The 15,042-nt window shown below is 74.1% G+C and carries 16 protein-coding genes; 3 read left to right on the top strand and 13 right to left on the bottom strand.

Annotated elements, in window-relative coordinates:
• Positions 1 to 25: 25 nt before the first annotated feature.
• The 10 genes from LN652_RS15075 to LN652_RS15030 all read right to left on the bottom strand — a co-directional run bounded on the left by LN652_RS15075 (position 26) and on the right by LN652_RS15030 (position 9,690).
• Complete coding sequence (locus LN652_RS15075) at positions 26 to 799, bottom strand: SDR family oxidoreductase (RefSeq protein WP_230441428.1); 774 nt, start codon at positions 797 to 799, stop codon at positions 26 to 28.
• The gene (locus LN652_RS15070) at positions 799 to 1,686 is read right to left on the bottom strand and encodes a dihydrodipicolinate synthase family protein (RefSeq protein WP_230441427.1); all 888 of its coding nucleotides are present in this window, start codon (positions 1,684 to 1,686) and stop codon (positions 799 to 801) included. The genes LN652_RS15075 and LN652_RS15070 overlap by 1 nt, the downstream gene beginning before the upstream one ends.
• A complete protein-coding gene (locus tag LN652_RS15065; RefSeq protein WP_230441426.1) occupies positions 1,683 to 2,480 on the bottom strand; it encodes an enoyl-CoA hydratase-related protein in 798 nt (265 codons plus the stop codon). The genes LN652_RS15070 and LN652_RS15065 overlap by 4 nt, the downstream gene beginning before the upstream one ends.
• Positions 2,477 to 3,673, bottom strand: a complete 1,197-nt coding sequence (locus LN652_RS15060; RefSeq protein ID WP_230441425.1) for a CaiB/BaiF CoA transferase family protein — start codon at positions 3,671 to 3,673, stop codon at positions 2,477 to 2,479. The genes LN652_RS15065 and LN652_RS15060 overlap by 4 nt, the downstream gene beginning before the upstream one ends.
• Positions 3,673 to 5,049, bottom strand: coding sequence for an FAD-dependent oxidoreductase (locus LN652_RS15055; protein WP_230441424.1), 1,377 nt, complete (start codon positions 5,047 to 5,049; stop codon positions 3,673 to 3,675). Before LN652_RS15055 ends, LN652_RS15060 begins: the two co-directional genes overlap by 1 nt.
• A gap of 8 nt (positions 5,050 to 5,057) precedes the next feature.
• Positions 5,058 to 6,374 carry an MFS transporter gene (locus tag LN652_RS15050; protein ID WP_230441423.1) on the bottom strand — a complete coding sequence of 439 codons (1,317 nt, stop codon included), beginning with the start codon at positions 6,372 to 6,374 and terminating at the stop codon, positions 5,058 to 5,060.
• Between the two features lie 115 nt (positions 6,375 to 6,489).
• Entirely contained in the window at positions 6,490 to 7,101 is a 612-nt protein-coding gene (locus LN652_RS15045; RefSeq protein WP_230441422.1) for a helix-turn-helix domain-containing protein, read from the bottom strand.
• A gap of 98 nt (positions 7,102 to 7,199) precedes the next feature.
• The gene (locus LN652_RS15040) at positions 7,200 to 7,865 is read right to left on the bottom strand and encodes a hypothetical protein (RefSeq protein WP_230441421.1); all 666 of its coding nucleotides are present in this window, start codon (positions 7,863 to 7,865) and stop codon (positions 7,200 to 7,202) included.
• Between the two features lie 92 nt (positions 7,866 to 7,957).
• Positions 7,958 to 9,007: an S-adenosylmethionine:tRNA ribosyltransferase-isomerase gene (locus tag LN652_RS15035; RefSeq protein ID WP_230441420.1), complete on the bottom strand. Its 1,050-nt coding sequence runs from the start codon at positions 9,005 to 9,007 to the stop codon at positions 7,958 to 7,960.
• The gene (locus LN652_RS15030; RefSeq protein WP_230441419.1) at positions 9,004 to 9,690 is read right to left on the bottom strand and encodes an SDR family NAD(P)-dependent oxidoreductase; all 687 of its coding nucleotides are present in this window, start codon (positions 9,688 to 9,690) and stop codon (positions 9,004 to 9,006) included. The genes LN652_RS15035 and LN652_RS15030 overlap by 4 nt, the downstream gene beginning before the upstream one ends.
• 49 nt (positions 9,691 to 9,739) lie before the next feature.
• Here LN652_RS15030 and soxR point away from each other — a divergent pair, with 49 nt between their 5' ends.
• Complete coding sequence (gene soxR, locus LN652_RS15025) at positions 9,740 to 10,234, top strand: redox-sensitive transcriptional activator SoxR (protein ID WP_230441418.1); 495 nt, start codon at positions 9,740 to 9,742, stop codon at positions 10,232 to 10,234.
• Here the strand turns inward: soxR and LN652_RS15020 are convergent.
• Together LN652_RS15020 and LN652_RS15015 are read right to left on the bottom strand one after the other, a co-directional pair.
• Positions 10,212 to 10,610: a VOC family protein gene (locus LN652_RS15020; RefSeq protein ID WP_230441417.1), complete on the bottom strand. Its 399-nt coding sequence runs from the start codon at positions 10,608 to 10,610 to the stop codon at positions 10,212 to 10,214. The two genes, soxR and LN652_RS15020, sit on opposite strands and share 23 nt — an antisense overlap.
• A gap of 40 nt (positions 10,611 to 10,650) precedes the next feature.
• A complete protein-coding gene (locus LN652_RS15015; protein WP_230441416.1) occupies positions 10,651 to 11,553 on the bottom strand; it encodes an NAD-dependent epimerase/dehydratase family protein in 903 nt (300 codons plus the stop codon).
• A 166-nt stretch (positions 11,554 to 11,719) separates the two neighbouring features.
• Here LN652_RS15015 and LN652_RS15010 point away from each other — a divergent pair, with 166 nt between their 5' ends.
• Positions 11,720 to 13,837, top strand: a complete 2,118-nt coding sequence (locus LN652_RS15010) for a GAF domain-containing SpoIIE family protein phosphatase (RefSeq protein ID WP_230441415.1) — start codon at positions 11,720 to 11,722, stop codon at positions 13,835 to 13,837.
• Here LN652_RS15010 and LN652_RS15005 read toward each other — a convergent pair.
• Positions 13,777 to 14,487: a phosphatase PAP2 family protein gene (locus LN652_RS15005; protein WP_230441414.1), complete on the bottom strand. Its 711-nt coding sequence runs from the start codon at positions 14,485 to 14,487 to the stop codon at positions 13,777 to 13,779. The genes LN652_RS15010 and LN652_RS15005 overlap by 61 nt on opposite strands.
• A 207-nt stretch (positions 14,488 to 14,694) precedes the next feature.
• On the opposite strand from LN652_RS15005, the gene LN652_RS15000 reads away from it, so the two are divergent.
• Positions 14,695 to 15,042 (top strand): DUF485 domain-containing protein, encoded by a 348-nt coding sequence (locus LN652_RS15000; RefSeq protein WP_230441413.1) that lies wholly within the window; start codon positions 14,695 to 14,697, stop codon positions 15,040 to 15,042.

Below are 15,042 nucleotides of genomic sequence, written 5' to 3'. Positions count from 1 at the left end.
CTCCTCGGAGAGGGGTGGTCGGGGGTCAGAGGTTGGCGAGCAGCCCGCCGTCGCAGCGGACCAGGCCGCCGGTCAGGTAGGACGCACGCGCGCTGCACAGGAACGCCGCAGCCGCGCCGAACTCCTCGGGGGCGCCGTAGCGGCCTGTCGGGATCCGTGCCTCGGAGGCCGCACGGACCAGGGCGACGTCGTTGCCCTGCCGCTCCGCTGCGGCGGCGTCGAGCGCGGCCACGCGGTCGGTGGCGATCCGGCCGGGCAGCAGCATGTTGACGGTGATCCCGTCGACGGCGACCTCGGCGGCGAGCGTCTTGAGGTACGCCGCGAGCGCCGCGCGGCCGACGTTGGAGGCCGCCAGCATCGGCAGCGGGGCCTCGACCCCGCTGGAGCCCACCGCGAGGACGCGGCCCCAGCCGCGGCGGCGCATCGGGCCGAGCGCGCGGTGCACCAGGTCGACGTGGGTCGCGAGCAGCAGGTCGGTCGCGGCGGTGGCGGCAGCGGCGTCCATGTCGGCCGCCGCCCCCGGGTGTGGACCGGGGCCGTTGAGGACGACGATGTCGGGGTCGCCGAAGGCCTCCCGGGCGCCGTCGAGCAACCGGGCGGCCGCGCCGGGCGCGGTGAGGTCGACGGCGAGCGCGCGGGCCGAGGGGAGGTCGGCGGCGACCTTCTCGGCCTTCTCCGCGTCGCGCCCCGCCACGACGACGTGGGCGCCCTCGTCGGCCAGGGCCCGGGCGACGGCCTCGCCGAGCCCTCCGGTCGCAGCCAGCACCAGCGCGGTGCGGCCCTGGATGCCGAGGTCCATCAGCGCACCCCCAGCCGCTCGAGGTGGGCGGCCAGCACGGGCGCCAGCGACGCCGGCAGCGACCGCGCCGGCGGCCGGACGGCCGACTCGGCGATCAGGCCGCGGCGGCGCAGGCACTCCTTGCGGATCGCGAGGGCGATGCCGGCCTGCTGCTCGAAGGTGATCAGCGGCAGGTGGTCGAGCAGCTCGGCCCGCGCCTGCTCCGGCTCCGCGGGGTCCCAGGCGCGTACGCACGCCACGAGCGCCTCGGGGAAGGAGAAGCCGGTCATCGCACCGGCGGCACCGACGGCGAGCTCGTCGAGCAGGTTGATGCCGCCGAGGCCGCCGAAGACCGGCACGTCGCAGCGTGCGGTCAGCTCGGCGACGGCGACCGGGGTCGGCGGGGACTCGGCCTTGACCGCCGTGACGTGCGGCGACGCGGAGACCACGTCGCCGAGCACGGCGGCGGACACGGCGACGCCGCTGACGACCGGGTAGTCCTGGACCACCACGTCGGCGCCGGTCGCCTCGTGGACGGCGCGCAGGTGGGTGTCGAGGACGGCCCGGTCGGCGCTGTTGGCCTGCACCATCACGCCGGCGAGCCGGTCGCCGACGAGCTCGACGGCCATCGCGGCCTCGTCGACCACGGGCGCGGTCGCCAGGCTGGTGCACCCGACGACGAGCGGCAGCTCGGTGGTGTCGAGGACTGTCTCGAGGACCTGGCGGCGCTCGGCCCAGGAGAGCCGCGCCGCCTCCCCGAAGACGCCGAGCACGGTCAGCCCGGTGACGCCGGCGGCGTCCGCGTGCTCGACCAGCTGGGCCAGGCCGTTGTCGTCGACGTCGTGGGTCGACCCAATGAACGGGGTGGCGAGCACGCCCCACACGCCGGGGCGCATGTGCGGGTTCACCGGTCGCTCCAGACCGGGCGCCGCTTCTGCTGGAATGCAGCGACCCCCTCGTCGGCGTTGGGGCTGACCAGGGCCTCGACGAGCGCGGGCAGGCGCGCGGCGTGGGCCTCGTGGTCGCTCAGGTGCTCGGTGCGGTTGAGCACCTGCTTGATCGCGCGCAGCGAGGTCGGGGCGCAGGCGAGGACCTGCTCGAGCCACCGGTCGACGGCGGCGTCGAGCTCCTCGGCCGGCACCACCTCGTTGACCAGGCCCATCGCCGCGAGCTCGGCGGCCGGGGCCCTGCGCCCGGTGAGCAGCAGCGACGCGGCCTGCGTGTAGGGGATGCGACGGGCCAGGCGCACCATGCCGCCGTCCAGCGGCATCCGGCCGACCCGGGGCTCGGTGAGCCCGAAGCTGGCGTGCTCGGCGGCGACCACCAGGTCGGCGCCGAGGACGACCTCCATGCCGCCACCGAGGGCGTAGCCGTTGACGCGGGCGATGACCGGGACGTCGAGGGTGCGGCGCAGGCTCAGCCCGGCGAACCCGTTGGGGTCGAGGTCGGCCCAGTAGTCCACGCCGGTCTTGCCGACGCCGGCGCTCGACATGTCGGCCCCGGTGCAGAACGCCCGGTCGCCGGCACCGGTCACCACGACGGCGTGGATGCCGGGGTCGCGCTCGACCTCGTCCCAGATCTCGTTGCACCGCCGGACGCTGGCGGCGTCGAGCGCGTTGAGGACGTGCTGGCGGTCGAACGTCACCCAGGCGACGTGACCCTTCAGCTCGAAGCGGACCTCGTCGACCTGCGCGGCGCTCACCGGATCACCCCGTCCCGGACGGCGGCGGCGACCGCGTCCTCGTCGTGGCCGAGCTCGCGCAGCACCTCGGCGTTGTGCTCGCCCAGCATCGGCGCCGGGCGCCGCGTCGAGCTCGGCGTGGCCGACAGCCGCAGGGGGCTGTTGAGCACCCGCACCGTGCCGGTGTGGGGGTGCTCCATCTCGGTGATCATCTGGTTGACGGCCGTCTGCTCGTCGGCCAGCGCCTCGGCGAGCGAGCGGACCGGCGCGCAGAGGATGTCCTGCTCCTCCAGCCGCTCGACCCAGTGGGCGGTCGGCTGCGTCGCGAACCGCGCGCGGAACAGCGCCTGCAGCTCGGGCTTGTGCTCGAACTGGCCCTCGAGGGTGTCCCACCCCGGACGGGTGGAGAGGTCCTCGTCGAGCTCGAGCGCCTTGGAGATGTCGCGCAGCGGGTTCTCCTTGAAGGCACCCACCATGCACACCGCGCCGTCGGTCGTCGGGAAGACCCCCGACAGGGGCATCGCCGCCCAGTTGACCTCGTGGCCGCGGTTGAGCTGGGTGGCCGCCTCCTGCATCTGCATGTGCAGCATCGAGTCGTACATGTTGACCTGGACCTTCTGGCCCTCGCCGGTGCGGTCACGGGCGATGAGCGCCAGCAGGATGCCCTGGCACAGGTGCATGCCGGTCGTGTAGTCGGCGAGCGTCGTCGGGTAGACCGACAGCGGCACGCTCTCGTCGGAGCGACGCCACATCACGCCGGAGTACGCCTGCGCGATCACGTCCTGCCCGCCCTTGTGGGCGTACGGGCCGCTGTCGCCGAAGCCGGTCCCGGAGGCCCAGATGATGCGCGGGTTGACCTCCTTGAGCGCCTCGTAGCCGAAGCCCATCCGCTCCATCACGCCGGAGCGGAAGTTGCTCACCACGACGTCGGAGCGCCGGACGAGGTCGAGGACGACCGCGCGGCCGGCCTCGGTGCGGGTGTCGATGGTGACGCTGCGCTTGTTGCGGTTGATCGAGATGAAGATCGGGTTGTCCTGCCCGGCCGGGTCGGGCAGCGAGTTGCGGCTCAGGTCCCCGTGGACCGGGCGCTCGACCTTCACCACCTCGGCGCCGTGGTCGGCGAGCATCTGCGTGGCGCTCGGTCCCATGTAGACCTGGGTGAAGTCGAGGACGACGACGCCGTCCAGTGCTGCCTGCGGGGCTTCGGTGCTCATCAGTGGGCCTCCTCGAGCGGGGTGTCGGTGCCGGTGTCGGTGCCGGCGTTGGCGGACGGCCGGTCGCCGGGGTCGGCGCCCTGGTCGCGCATCCGCATCTGGATCTCGTCGACCGGGACCTCGCGCACCAGCAGGTCCTTCTGGACCGCCAGCGCGGCGGCGATGCCGGTCGCCTGGCCCTGGGCCATGCACGGCGGGATCTCGCGCGACATCCGCTGGGCCTCGGGCGTCGCGGAGTAGTGCCGTCCGGCGACCAGGAGCTGGTCGACCTCGCGCGGGAGCAGGGCGCGGTAGGGCGTGTAGTAGTCGCGGCCACGGGCCACGCTGTCGGCGAAGTGCCGGCGGTTCACGACGTCCTCCTTCGTGACGACGTACTCCCCCTGCAGCAGTCGAGTCTGGCGCACGCCCATCTGCTGCGCCACGTCGAGGACGTAGGCGTCCTGGAAGCCGGGGAGGTCGGCGCGGATCGCGTCGAGGGCGGCCTCGATGCGGTCGCGGGCGGCGAACTCGGCGTTGGTGAGCGACTCGGGGTCCGCGCCGTCGAAGCCGGTCATGTGGGGGGTGTTGCACCACACGACGCCCGGGATCGGCGTCTTGAGCCACCACAGCTCCCAGGCACCGCCGAGCAGCCGCTTGATCCGGCGGTTGATCGCGCGGGCCTCGCGGGGGTTCTCCTGCTCGAACCGCTCGGCCGCGTCGGTGTCGACGCCGCCGAGGCGGAACACGAGGGTGACGAGGTACGCGTCGTGGGCGTGGGCCGCACCGGCGCGCGACGCCACGTCGATGTCTCCGGTCGTGTCGATCACGACGTCGGCCAGGATCGCCTGGGGGCCGGCCTTGGTCTCGACGACCACGCCCTTGACGACGCCGTCGTCGACGATCGGGCGGGAGAACCAGCTGTGCATCCGCAGGTGCACGCCGGCCTCGCGGACCAGGTCGATCGAGGTCGCCTTCCAGGCGTCCGGGTCGAACGCGACGGCGTAGCAGATCGGCTTGGGGTTGCTGTGGGAGTGGAAGTTGAAGGTGCCCCAGCGCCCCCACTTGTTCCACAGCTCCTGCGACGTGCGGCGCTCCTCGACCGGCGGGTAGACGGCGAGCTTCTTGCGCGCCATCCGCTCGACGTACTCGTCCACGATGCCGGTCACGGTGATCTCGTTGCCGTTGACCATGTCGTCGAGGACGAGGACCATCCCGCCGGAGGCGAGGCCGCCGAGCGCGGAGTAGCGCTCGACGAGCGTCACGTCCACGCCGCTGCGGGCCGCCGCGACCGCGGCGCTTACGCCGGCGGGGCCGCCGCCGACCACCAGCACGCCCGTGCGGCGGACCACCGGTGCGTCGAGCTGGTCGCTGTTGATACTGAGCTTCTGGGTGTTCACGTGGGTTCTCACTCTCCGGCGAAGATGCCGCTGTGGCGGCGGGCGACGAGGTACAGGACGACGCTGATGACGGACAGGGCCGCGCAGTAGACCGGGAAGACCCAGAGCAGGTCGCGGGTCTGCAGCCACACCAGCAGGTAGGAGGCGGTGCCGCCGAAGAGGGCGACGGCGACGCCGTAGCCGAGGCCGGTGCCGGTGGCCCGGCAGTACTTCGGCATCAGCGAGGTGGCGACCACGTTGTAGAGGGTCATGTTGGCCACCAGGACGATCCCGCCGACGAACAGGACGGCGGCGAAGGTGCCCATCCCGGGGCCGGCGTAGAGCAGCATGAGGAACACGGCGGGCACCGAGGCGAGGCGGGTCACGAGGAAGGTGCGCGAGAGCCTCGCCCGGTCGGCGACGGCCCCGGTGACGAGCGAGCCGAGGAGCAGGATCACGCCGAGCCCCGTGGTCATCGCGAACACCGTGGTCGGGTCCTCGCCGAAGCTGCCGCGGGCCAGGCTCGGCAGCCCGACGTTCCACGCGTAGTTGAACGCCTGGGTCGCACCGACGACGAAGACGATCGCCAGCAGGCCCAGCCAGTGGGTGCGCAGCCCGGCCCAGGTGCCGGTGGGCTGGTCGGCCTTCTCCTCCTCGGAGAGGGTCTCGGGCAGCGAGCGGCGCAGGTAGAGCACGAAGAAGCTCATCGCCGAGCCGAGGAGGATCGGCACCCGCCAGCCCCACTCGGCCATCGCATCGCCGCCGACCAGCCAGCTGGTGAGGAAGCTGGCGAGCGAGGCGAGGAGGATGCCGAGGTTGACGAAGAAGGACATGTAGCCCGCGGCCCGGCCCTCGCGGCCGGCCGGGTTGAGCTCGACGGCGTACGCGATGGAGAGCGGCGCCTCGATGCCGGTCGAGAGGCCCTGGAGGACGCGGCAGGCGAGCAGCACGATGCCGGCCCAGACGCCGATCGTGTCGTAGGTGGGCAGCAGGCCGATCACCAGCGTGGTGACCGCCATCAGGCTCACCGACAGCAGCATCACGCGGCGGCGGCCGACGCGGTCGGCGACGTGGCCGAGCAGCACGCCGCCGAGGGGGCGCACCACGAAGCCGACGGCGAACACCGCGAGCGCGTCGAGGGTGGCGCTCACCGGGTCTTGGGAGGCGAAGAACTGCGGACCGATGATCGCGGCCAGCAGGCCGAAGATCATCCAGTCGTACCACTCGAGGGTGTTGCCGAGGCCGAGGCCGAGCATCGCCCGGCGGGTCACGTGGTCGTCGTGGGCGCGGGTCGCGGGGTCGGGCGTCACGGGGTCGGGGGTCGTGGGTCGTTGGGTCGTGGTCATGGCGGGCTCCGGTTCGGTCCGTGCCGAGCTGCGGGCAGGCAGCATCGACCGAGGCGTCGACGACGCCGGACGGCTGTGAGGGGAGGGAGGTGGGGCGACCGGAGGGGTCGCAGGGCTACCAGGTGGGCGGGGTGCTCACCCAGACCGCCGTGCACTCCTCGGTGTCCGAGGGGTTGGCGTACCAGTGCGGGATCGTCGAGGCGTAGCGGATCGAGTCGCCCGCCTCGAGCCGGTGACGGACTCCGTCGAGGAAGACGTCCTTCGTCCCGGACAGCACGATCCCGAACTCCTCGCCGTTGTGGCGGTAGGGGGTGGCGCTGGTGTCGTAGCCGGGTGGGGTCACCACCCAGTTGGCCTCGAGCGCGCCGTTGAGGTCGGGGGTCAGCAGCTCGATCCTCTCGCCGTCGCCGCTGACAACACCGTGGTTGTCCAGTCGCCGCCGCTCGTCCTTGCGGACCACGACCTTCTGGGTCTCGCTGGGCTCGAGCAGCTGTCCGACGGGGAGCTGCAGGCCGTGCGCGAGCTGGGCCAGGGTCGCGAAGGAGGGGTTGCCGCGCCCGCGCTCGATCTGGCTGATCAAGCCGACGCTCACCCCCGCCGCCTCCGCCAGCCGCTCGGTGGAGAGCTGGCGCTCCTTGCGGAGCGTGCGGAGACGGGCACCGAAGTCAGAGAGCATGGACTCCACCGGAAGAGCGTTGGTGCCGTTCTTCGAGCTGTCCCTGCTCATGTGACCTCCGTCTGCTGTGGTGTGGACCACAGCATGGTCGGCCGTCCTTCACTATGTCAACGATTTCTTCATTTTAGTGAAGGAAGCCGTCGGCGAGGTCATGCCAGCCGGTAGATCTCCGCCCCGCCCGCGTCGTCGTCGAGCGAGATCCGCGCGTAGTCGGCGAAGCCGGCGCCGCCGGAGAAGGAGGCGCGCAGCAGGCTCAGGTGGTCCGCCGACCACCACGGTCCGCTCCGGTCGAGCTCCAGGCCCGCGACCGCCTCGGGCACGGCTGCGCCGTCCGGCGCCTCGAGCCGGCCCAGGACGATCTCGGGGCGGAAGTTGCGGCGGTCGAGGTAGAAGCGGTGCAGCGCGGCGACCTCGAGGACGTTGCGGTAGATCTCGCGCAGCGCGTCGACGTCGCCCTCGAGCTCGGCCGTCACGGTGTACGGCGCCGACTCCGCCACGACGACCTTGGTGACGCGCAGCACGGGGGCGTGCCAGGCCCCGGCCGCCTCCTCGAGCTCGGCGGCCAGGTCACCCGCGACGTCGGCGGTCACGTTGCCGAACTTGGCGATCTTGACGAACACCGACTCCGGGGCCGCGGGGGCGAACGACACGACCGGCGCGAGCGGCTCGGCCGGGCGGCGACGCCACCGGGCCAGCAGGCCGCGCTCCGGCTCGGGCTCGGGCGGCGCGGTCGCCGCGATCAGGGCGGGGACGGCGTCGAGCACGGTCGCCCGGATCGCCTCCTCGGGCACGGCCACCACTGCGTGCAGCTGCATCGTCGACCCCCTCGACAACGGTTCCGGTCCGCACGGCCCTGCGCGCACCTCTGTCCCCACCCATCGGCCCCCTGCGGTGCGACCTGAGGGATTCAGCGGCGCAGCAGCAACGCCGCGTCCCCGAACTCGTGCCACAGGTAGCCCTCCGCGACCGCCGAGTCGTACGCCGCCTGCGTGAGGCGCTCCCCCGCGACCGACTCGACGAGGAGGAGGTGGGAGGCCATCGGGTCGTGCCAGCCGGTCACCAGGCCGTCGACCACCCGGGGCGGCTGGGCGGGGCTGACCACGCGCGACGTCCAGCCGCGACTGGCGACGACGTGGCGGCCGAGCACCGCCGACTCGAGGGCCCGCGTCGCCGTGGTGCCGACGGCGACGACCCGGCCGCCCGCGTCGCGAGCGGCGTTGATGGTGCGGGCGCTGCCGGGCGACACCTCGAACCACTCCGGGCCCGGCGCCTCGCCGGCCTCCTGCGACGAGACGCCCGTGTGCAGCAGGACGGGCGCGAAGGCGACGCCGGCGGTCACCAGGCGGGTCACCAGCTCGTGGGTGAACGGCCGGCCCGCCGAGGCCATCTCGGCGCTGCCGGGGTGCCGGCCGAAGACGGTCTGGTACGCCTCGAGCGGGTAGCGGCGGTCGAGGTAGCCGTAGGCGATCGGACGCCCGTGCCCCGTGAGCCGGTGGTCGAGGTCGCCGCGCACGCCCGCCCGCCAGAGGCGGTTGCCCGAGCCGGTCGGCGACGACGCCCGGCCCGGCCACGGCTCGCGCAGCACCAGGCGGACGTCACCCACCGCGACGACGTCGCCCGCGCGGGCGTCGAGCAGGGACCGGGAGGCGTCGGGCGCCGTGCGCAGCTCGACCACGCGGTCGCCGTCGTCGAGGCGGTGGGCGACGTGGAGCACGACCGGCGTGCCGTCGAGGGTGGCGTCGACCTCCGCGTGGACCGTCGCCGAGGTGTTGACGACGAGGACGTCGCCCGGGTGCAGGTGGTCGGGGAGGTCGCGGAAGCGGACGTGCGACAGTCCGTCGGGCGTGCCGACCAGCAGCCGCACCCCGTCCCGCTCGAGCCCGCGCTCCTCGGCGGGCCGGGGCGCGAAGGTCGACGCGGCGAAGCGGGTGTGCGGGGTCTCGGCGAGCAGGGTCATCGGACCTCCTCCGCCCGGTAGCGGCCGGAGGCCGGGCGGTCGGCGAGCAGCGCGAGGAGCCGAGGCACCACCGACTCGGGCAGCGGCCGGTCGGAGATGTCCTCGCCCGGGAAGGCGTCCTGGTGCATCGCGGTGCGCATGTCCCCGGGATCGACCGCGTACGCCGTCAGGCCGGTCTCGGCGGCGAAGGTGAGGGTGACGTGGTCGAGCGCCGCCTTGCTGGCGCCGTAGAGGCCCCAGGTCCCGTAGTGGTGCACCGCGGCGTCCGAGCTGATCGAGACCAGCGCCCCGTCCGACGCCCGCAGGAGGGGCAGCAGGGCCGACGTCAGGACGAGCGGCCCGCCGACGTTGGTCCGCCACACCTGCTGGAGGTCGGCGAGGTCGACCTCGGCCAGCGGGCGCATCGGCAGCGGGCCGAGCGTGCTGGCGTTGTGCACCAGCAGGTCGAGCCGTCCGTACCCCTCGACCGCCGCCACCAGGGCGGCACGGTGGTCGGCGTCGGTGAGGTCGCCGACCACGACGTCGACCCCGTCCGGGAGGTCCGCGCCGGCGAACCTGTCCCCGCTGCGGCCGTCGGTGACGACCCGCCACCCCTCGGTGGCGAGCGCCCTGCTCAGGGCCAGTCCCAGACCGGCCGATCCCCCGGTGACCAGAGCCACCCGTGCTGTCGTTGTGGTGTCCATGGCGCTATCGTTCAAGTTGAAGTGAACTTGAGTTCAAGGGAGGACGACGATGGATCCACGCGACCTGCTGCCGATGGGCGAGATCTCGCGGCGCAGCGGATTCGCCGCGTCGGCGATCCGCTACTACGAGGCCGAGGGGCTCATCGAGGCACACCGCTCCCCGGGCGGGCAGCGCCAGTTCGAGCGCAGCGTGCTGCGCCGGCTCGCCTTCGTCCGGGCAGCGTCCAACGTCGGGCTGAGCATCGAGGAGATCCGCGACGAGCTGGGCCGGCTCCCCGGCAACCGGACCCCGACCAAGGCCGACTGGCACCGCATCTCGCGGCACTGGGGGCGACGCCTCGACGAGCAGATCGCGGCGCTCCAGCGGCTCAAGAGCGGCCTGGACGGCTGCATCGGCTGCGGCTGCCTGAGCCTGCGCTCGTGCGCCTTCTCCAACCCCGGCGACGTCGTCGGGGAGCGCGGCCCCGGCGCCGGGCTGCTGCCCGACACCCTCCGCCGGCCGCACCCCACCCGAGGGTCGGTCAGGACACCTCCGCCGCGCTGAAGAGCGTCAGCTGCATCCCGTCCGGAGCGGCCACGCGGGCGTTCCGGTCGCCCCACGGCGTGACGGCGGCCGGCGCCACCTCGGACGCGCCGGCCCGGACCAGCGCCGCCGCCGTGGCGTCGGCGTCGGCGACCCGCAGCGCGAACCGCACCGGGCCCGACACGCGCCGCCCGACCTCGACGTCGTCGACCATCGCCGCCTGCGCGGCGTCGAACAGCTCGAGGGTCGCGCGGCCCGCGTCGAGCAGCAGCACGCGACCCCGGTCGCTGCTCCAGTCCTCGAGCTGCGCGAGCCCGAGGGCATCGCGGTAGAGGGCGACGGCGGCGTCGAAGTCATCGACGGTGAGGGCGATCCTGAGCTCGGTCACAACGGTCATGGACCGATCCTGCGGCCTCGGGTGCACGTGAGGTCAAGGGTCAGCGCAGCCCGGCCCGCAGCTCGTCCAGGGCGTCCGCGAGGGCGACCCGCGGCGACCAGCCCCAGCCGCGGGCCCGGTCGGCCAGGATCCGGCCGGTCCAGGCCGGGCCGTCCTCCCAGGTCGGCTCGAGCCCGAGGGCGGCGCACACGGCACCGACGTAGTCACGCCGGGTGGCGGGCTCCCCCGCCACGTTGACCGGCGTGCAGGCCCCGACGACCGGACCGTGCGCGGCGTCGGAGGCCACCGTGGCGATCGCCCCGGTCGCGACGTCCGCGACCAGCGTCGCGAGGTCGTCGACGTGCACCCAGGCGAAGGTCGCGCCGGGCACCGCGCGCCGGCGGGACTCGTCCTGCGCCATCGCCGCCGGGGTGACCGTGTTCCACACCGAGGACTCGCCCGCACCGAGGATCGCCGGCGGACGCACGAGCACGCGGGTGGTGCCGCCGAGGCGCGCGAGGGCCGCGTCGGTGTCACGCTTCACCACGCCGTAGTCGTCCGCGTCGTCCGGCACCAGCGCGCCGTCCTCGTCGACGTCGCCCACGTCGGGGCTCCGGTCGTAGACCCCGGCGGTCGAGACGTGCACGACCAGCGGCACGCCGGCGTCGGTGGCGGCCGCGGCGATCGTCATCGTGCCGTCGAGGCCGACGCGCCGCTGGTCGTCGCGGCCCGAGCCGAGCGGGTGGACCGTCGTCACCAGCACGTCGGCACCGGCCACGACACCGGCGGCGTACGCCGGGTCGGCGAAGTCACCGACGTGCTCCTCGACCCCGGGCAGGTCGGGTGCGGTCCCGGCGCGGCGCACGACGGCGCGCACGGCGGCGCCCCGCTCGCTCAGCGCTCGCACCACGTGGCTGCCCACGAGTCCGTTGGCCCCGGTCACGACGACGGTGGAGGTGGTCATGCCCCCACTCTGTCGCACCCCCGGTCGCGGGCCCAGCGACACCACCCCTCGGCGATCCGCGTACGCGCGCTCGGGGGCACGTCTACCATCGAGACGACGGCTGCGCCCTCCGGCGCCGGCAGCCGTGCACGGCCGTGGCGCCGGCGGACCCGATGGCAGGTGGGCCGTGACCGACCGAGCCCGCGCGCTTCGCGAGAGCCCGATGTGGCTGAGTGGCGTCCTGCTGCTCCTCGTGGTGATGGGCGTCGACCTCCTGCTCGGGCGCCAGGTCAACGGCGCCTACGGCGGTGCCGCCGTGCTCACCGCGGTCTACGCCGACACCCGGCGCACCACCGGCGTGGCGGCGCTCGGTCTCGCGCTGTCGGTGGCGTCGGGCGTGTGGCACGGCAACCTCGGCGACCGCGACTGGGCGCTCCGCTTCACCACCTGCGTCATGATCTGCGCCCTCGCGCTGGTGAGCGCCCGCGCCAACGAGCGCGGCCAGCAGCGCCTGGTGCGGACGACGGCGCTGGCCCAGCGCGTGCTCGACTCGCTGGCGGTCGAGCTCACCGGCGCCCGGACGGTCAAGGAGGTGGCGGACGGGTTCCTGGGACAGGCGATCGGGACGATGGGCGCGAGCTCGGCGATGGTGATGTCCCTCGACGACGACGGGGTGCTGCGGACCCTCAGCTGGTACGGCCGCGGTGGCACCGCCGCGGACCAGTACCGGGAGGTCCCGCTGTCCAGCGACCTGCCGGGCGCGGTCGCGGTCCGGGAGGGCCGGGACATCCACTACCGCTCGGTGGCGGAGATCGTCGCCGCCTTCCCCGGCCTGGCCGGCTACTACCAGACCGAGCGCAGCCTCCACCTGCTGCCGCTGCGCCGCGACGACCGGACCCACGGACTCCTGGTCATCACCTTCCCGCCGGACCTCCTCACCCCGCACGAGGACGGCTTCCTGCACTCCCTGGCCGGCGCGCTGACCAGCGCGGTGGAGCGCGCCGCCGAGCTGCAGCGGGCCGACGCGGCCGCCCAGCGCACGCTCCTGCTGTCGGAGCTCTCGATGAGCCTGTCCCGCACCCTCGACACCGGCGCCACCCTCGCCGAGTGCGGGCGGATCCTCGTGCCGCGCTTCGCCGACTGGTGCTCGATCCGGCCGCTGCGCGACGGCGTCCCGGGGCCGGCGTCGGTCACGAGCGGCGCGACCGGCGCGGACGGGGAGGCACTGCTCCACGTCTTCCCCGCGGCACGCGTCGTCGCGTCGGGTCGCAGCGAGCTGCACCCCTACGTCCCGGCGGACCTGCTCGAGGCCGCGGCGATCGGGCCCGAGCACCTGGCCGCGCTCCGGGCGGTCGCCCCGACCAGCGCGATGGTCGTGCCGCTGCGCGGACGCGACGGCGTCATCGGGACGCTCACGCTCGTCCAGGCCGGGTCCGGGCGCCACTACGACGAGGAGGACGTCGCGTTCCTCGAGGCGGTCGCGGACCGCGTGGCCGTCGCCCTGGAGACCGCCTTGACGTTCGAGCAGCAGTCCGAGCGGCTCGCCGACGTCACCCTCGTCGCGGAGGCGGCGCAGCGGGCGATCCTGGCGCCGCCACCCCCGCGGGCCGGCCCGGTCAGCCTCGCCGCGCGCTACCGCTCCGCCACGACCGCGGCCCAGGTGGGCGGCGACCTCTACGAGGTGGTGACCGGCCCGACGTCCGTGCGGCTGCTCGTCGGCGACGTGCGGGGCAAGGGGCTGTCGGCCGTCCGCACGGCGACGGTCGTGCTCGGCGAGTTCCGGGCCGCCGCGGCCGGCGCCGAGGACGTCGCCCACGTGGCCCGCGAGATCGACCGGCGGATCCTGCCGTACCTCACCGACGCCGAGGACTTCGTGACCGGCGTGCTCGTCGACATCCGCGACGACGGCACGTTCGACGTCGTCTCGTGCGGCCACCCGGCGCCCCTCCTGCTGCCCACCTCCGGGCTCGTCGTGCCGCTCGACCTCGACCACTCGCCGCCGCTCGGCCTGGGCGTGGACCCGACGGTCGCCCACGGCGTCCTGGCGCCGGGCGACCGGATGCTGCTGTTCACCGACGGGCTGATCGAGGCGCGCTCGCCCGACGGCCGCTTCGTCGACCCCGTGCCGCTGCTCGCCGACGTGGGCAGCGCCAGCCTCGACGCCACGCTCGACGGCCTGCTGCTGGCGCTCACCCGGGCCGCGGGCCACGCCCTGGAGGACGACCTCGCCCTGGTGCTGGCCTGCTACGACCCCGTCGACGAGGTGGCGCCGGTGCCCGCGGGACCGCGGGCGGTCCGGGGCTGACGCGCCTCGGCGCGGGGCAGCACCACCGCCGCGACCACCGCCACCCAGATCGGCGCGAAGACCAGGCTGGTCAGCACGTCGGTGGGGTGGTGGGCGCCTTGGTAGAGCCGTGACGGGACCACGACCAGGGGCACCAGCCAGAGCGGCCACGCCCAGCGCGCCGCCCCCGGGACCGTCCGGGAGAGGTAGAGCGCGGTCGCGCAGTAGACGACGACCGAGGTCGCGACGTGCCCCGACGGGAAGCTGTGGTCGGGCACCAGGCCGGGGTCGAGGATCTCCACCGGCGGGCGGTCGCGGGTGATCAGGTGGGTGACGACGAGGTAGAGCGCCAGCGTGCCGCCGACGAGGAGGGCGTAGAACACCAGCGGGGTCCGCGTGCGCTGCACCCGCCACGCCACGAGCGCGACCACGACCGCCACGCCGACCCCGACGACGGTGTCGGCCACGTGGCTGCCGATCGCGGCCGCGAGGTCGAGGCCCGGCGTGCGGCGCTCGGCGATCCAGCGCTCGACGGAGTCGTCCCACGGGTCGACCGTGGACTCGAGCGGGTGGGTGAGCAGCCAGCCGACCGCCAGCACGCCGAGGGTCAGCAGCACCCAGGCGACGGCCAGGGTCCGGGCAGCGGTGCGGCGGGAGGTCGGGTCGTCCACCGGCGCAGCCTCGCACCTCCCCCGGCGGTCCGCACCACCTCCCGGAGGGTCCCGCCGGACGACCGCTCGTCGCGCCCGGTCCACCGCTCACCGCGCCGGGCGGCCCATCGGGCGACCGGACGCCGCGCACCCCTCCCGGGCCCGACGTGACCGGTGTCACGGTGACGGCGGTCACATGCCGGTGACCCCGCCCGGAAGGACCCTGACGTGACACAGGAAACGCACGACCAGGCCGCGCGCCACGATCCCGTCTACGACGAGCTGTCGGCCCGCCCCGAGTTCGCGGAGCTGCGCTCGCGCTACCGCCGGTTCATCATCCCCGCCACCGCGGCGTTCCTCGCCTGGTACGGGCTCTACGTGCTGCTGTCGATGTTCGCCGGCGGCTTCATGGCCGCGAAGGTCGTCGGCAACATCAACGTCGCACTGGTCTTCGGCCTGCTGCAGTTCGTGACGACGTTCCTCATCGCGTTCCTCTACAGCCGTTACTCCAACACCCACCTCGACCCGCTGGCCAAGCAGCTGTCGGACGAGTACTACTCCACCAGGGAGCGCTGA

Origin of the sequence: Nocardioides okcheonensis (assembly GCF_020991065.1) — a bacterium.
In the GTDB taxonomy this organism is placed as follows: domain Bacteria; phylum Actinomycetota; class Actinomycetes; order Propionibacteriales; family Nocardioidaceae; genus Nocardioides; species Nocardioides okcheonensis.
This window is presented reverse-complemented; position numbering and strand designations above follow the sequence as displayed.